Source organism: Synechococcus sp. R8-2 (assembly GCF_047461715.1).
Lineage (GTDB): Bacteria > Cyanobacteriota > Cyanobacteriia > Thermostichales > Thermostichaceae > Thermostichus.
Window position 1 is genome coordinate 1 of sequence record NZ_JANSHQ010000083.1, and the last position, 3,558, is coordinate 3,558.

A 3,558-nucleotide genomic window follows, 5' to 3' on the forward strand; every position below is an offset into this window, starting at 1 on the left:
GGGCTGGGGGGGGTGGCGGCGGCCTATGACGCGCTGCAACTGGGCCGGCAGGTGTGCATGACGGAGATCACCGATTGGATCGGGGGGCAGGTGAGCGCCCAGGGAGTCTCCGCTTTGGACGAGCGACCCCTGCAACGAGAAAACGACATCTTCCCCAGGGGCTACAGCGAGTTTCGCCGGCGGGTACGGGAAAAATACGGCGGCGATCCCAACCCCGGCAAGTGCTGGGTAAGCGTGCTCTGCTTTTCCCCGCAGGTGGGCCATCAGGTGATCCGGGAGATGTTGGATCCCTATCTGCAGTCGGGGCAGTTGCGGCTATTTACGGAGACGGTGGTCAAAGACTTGGAGATTGCGGATTACCAAATCCGCAGCGTGCAGGCCATCCGCAACATCCCCAAACACGCCGGCGTCCAGCCAGAGAATCGAGGGGATCTCTCCAGCTACTTTCTCGATTTTTATCGTCTAGAACCCACCGAGGACTGGGACAAGGAGATCCTGCGCTTTGAGCCGCCGCCAGAACGCCAAGACAAAACCCTGCCCTGGGTGGTGATCGATGCCACCGAAACCGGCGAGCTGCTGCCCCTGGCGCGGGTGCCCTACCGCCTGGGAACCGATGGCCAAAGCCGCTGGGAACCCAGCTCCAAGCCCTACGTGGATCCCTACTGTACCCAGGGCTTCACCTACACCTTTGTCATGGAGCGCTTCCCCGTGCCGCAGGTGCCGGTCAAGCCGGAGTTCTACAACGATCCACTGCACGGTCCCTACTACAGCTTTGAACAGCCGCGCTTTAACTTTGGCCTGGTCTTTACCTACCGCCGCATCCGGGGACAGGTGTTTGGCTTTGGGGAAGAGGCCATCCGGGTGGGGGATCAGTCAATGCAAAACTGGACTTGGGGCAACGACTGGCGCATCACAGGGCCGGAGATGAACCTCATCCTTACCCACGAGCAACTGCAGGCCTCAGGCCAACTGCAGCCGGGCGGCTGGATGGGGGGCTTGCGGGTGGAAGCCCTGCGGCGAGCTGAGCAGCATGCTAAGGGCTTTTTCTACTGGCTGGTGGCGGGAAGGACGGATTTTCTCCTGCAACAGGAGGATCCCAACTTTCAAAAAGACTTCTACTTGCGCTATGCCTACCTACGGGGGCCCAATACCCCCATGGGAACTGCCAGCGGCCTCTCCAAGTACCCTTATATCCGCGAGTCGCGGCGCATCATTGGTCGGCCCAGCCTCTCCTACCCAGAAGGATTTACCATCTACGAGTCGGACATCACCACACGTGAATCGGAGCTAAACCGCGGGCGGCCCTTCATCTTCTACGACTCGGTGGGGGTGGGCCAGTACCCCATCGACTTTCACGATTGCCTGCTGCCGGGTTTTTCCCTGCCCCCCAGCAACAACAAAGACGCGCAGGCCCCCAGCTACCCTTACCAGATCCCCCTGCGGGCTCTGATCCCCCAGCGCATTGACAATCTGCTAGCCGGCAACAAAAATATCGCCACCAGCCGCATTGCCAGTGCCTCCTACCGGGTGCATCCGGTGGAATGGGCCATTGGCACCGCCGCCGGCCACACGGCCTACTTTGCCCTAGAACGGGATCTGATCCCGGCGGAGATCGTGGAGGAGCCGCTTTTGGATTTGCGGCTGTTGCCAGCTCTCCAGGCCCAAATCCAGAGCTTGGGCAACCCCATTCAATTTCCTGGCACCACCATTACCGCCACCGATTGGGCCCAATCCCGCTAGCCTAGAAAGGCAGGGTTGGGAGTTGACCGGTGGATCCCGTTGGGGTTGGACTTGTGGGCTGGGAGATGCTTCGCCCCTCTTTATGGGCCGCCACGGCTCTGTGGGGCTTAGGGCTAATGTGGGGGTTTTCGCCGCTGCATCAAAAGCTGCAGGAGAGCTGGGAAAAGCAATTGCTATGGGATCCCGGTGGAGCTTTGGCTTCCTTGCTGAGCACCCTTCCCTTTTTGCTGGCAGCAGGCTTGGTGGTAGCCCTGACGGAGATCTCCTTGGGCAAAAGCTGGGCCGTCTCCTGCGGCCTGATCGCCTGCGTTGGCGGAGGCCTCTATGAACTGGGCCGGCGGGACAATGCCAGGTAACTCAAGCGCTCCGTGTTGTTAACGCAACTACCCCCAGTCTCCTCCCCTAGGGAGCGGATAAGCAACGCCAAGTTAGAGCGGCTTCAAGCGATGACCCCCCTCCAAGAAGCAGCAGAAGCAGCGGCCAAGCTGCTGGTATTCCGGGACATCTGCACCCACCCCCTAGCCCTAGCCTGGCAGGAGCTAATCCAGCAGTTGATGAGTGGGGATCCCCTGCCGTGCTGGGCGGCCTACGGGCGCTGGTTTGAGCAGTTGGCCCGGCAGGGCCTGAGCTGGCGGCAATGGCTGATCCGGGAGATTGGCTGGGCAGATAACCCCTTTTCCCGCGCGGCGCTGCGATCCCAAGAGATCCCAGGGCCTCTGATGCAGGCGGCCCGCCACGATCTCCGCTGTCTGCAAACCTTGGCGGATAGTCAGGAGACCATTGCCGAGCAAATGCAGGCGCTGGGTCTGGGGATCCCCTGGCCCGATGGGGAAACCGATAGCGCTGGCTGGGATCCCCGCTCTTTTGCCGATTGGGGCCAGAGCTTGGAGACCTTAATTGCCCACTACCGCCAAAGGGGGGTAGGGCTCTGTGGTCGCTACTGGGCCTTTCGCTGGGGGCCAGCAGGGCTAGAAGGGATCCCTGCTCCCGATCTGCCTGACTGGGAGGAGATTTACAGCTACGAACGGCAGAAACGGCAGTTGGCGGCCAACACCGAAGCGCTGCTGCGGGGGGATCCGGCTTTGCATGTGTTGCTCTACGGGGCGCGGGGCACCGGCAAGTCTTCTCTGGTGAAGGCGTTGTTGCGCCGCTACGGCCTGCAGGGGCTGCGCCTATTGGAGCTGAGGCGAACAGACTTGATTCAGTTGCCGGAAATTTTGGCAGAGCTGCGGGCGCAGGTGTTGCCTTTCATCTTGTTTGTGGACGATCTCTCCTTTGAGGCAGAGGAAACCGAGTTCAAGCAGCTCAAGGTGCTCCTGGAGGGGGATCTCGTTGCGCCGCCCCCCAACGTGCGCCTTTATGCCACCAGCAACCGCCGCCATCTCATCCGCGAGTTTTTTGGCGACCGTCCCAATCCCCGAGATCAAGAAGTCCACGCCTGGGATACGGTCCAGGAAAAGCTGTCGCTGCGGGATCGCTTCGGCCTCACCCTCACCTTCACCCCCTTCACCCAGGGAGATTACCTGGCAACCGTAGAACACTTGGCCCAGCGGCTGGGTTTCACCCAATCTCTGGATGCCCTGCGCCGCCAGGCCTTAATCTGGGCCCAACAGCAAAACGGCTTTTCCGGTCGCACTGCCCGTCAGTTTTTGGATGCAGTTCGGGCAGGGCTGGTGAAGGACAGCGATGGACTATAGAAGCGATAGAAGCCATGGTCGCATCAGCGTTGGGTAGCAACCTCGATCCGGCCAATCTGGATCAGACGGAAGCAAGCCGCAGCTTGGCCCGCCTGGGGATCGATGTGGGGGGCACCTTTAC

Annotated in this window: 3 protein-coding genes; all 3 read left to right on the plus strand. The window is 61.1% G+C overall.

Features of this window, described 5'->3' with window-relative positions; genetic code table 11:
- A partial coding sequence (locus tag NW819_RS02225) for an FAD-dependent oxidoreductase (protein WP_414412762.1) occupies positions 1 to 1,740 on the plus strand: 1,740 nt, incomplete at its 5' end.
- Between the two features lie 65 nt (positions 1,741 to 1,805).
- Positions 1,806 to 2,096: a hypothetical protein gene (locus tag NW819_RS02230; RefSeq protein ID WP_414412763.1), complete on the plus strand. Its 291-nt coding sequence runs from the start codon at positions 1,806 to 1,808 to the stop codon at positions 2,094 to 2,096.
- A gap of 90 nt (positions 2,097 to 2,186) precedes the next feature.
- On the plus strand, positions 2,187 to 3,437 hold the full coding sequence (locus tag NW819_RS02235) for an ATP-binding protein (protein ID WP_414412764.1): 1,251 nt from the start codon (positions 2,187 to 2,189) through the stop codon (positions 3,435 to 3,437).
- Positions 3,438 to 3,558 lie beyond the last annotated feature (121 nt).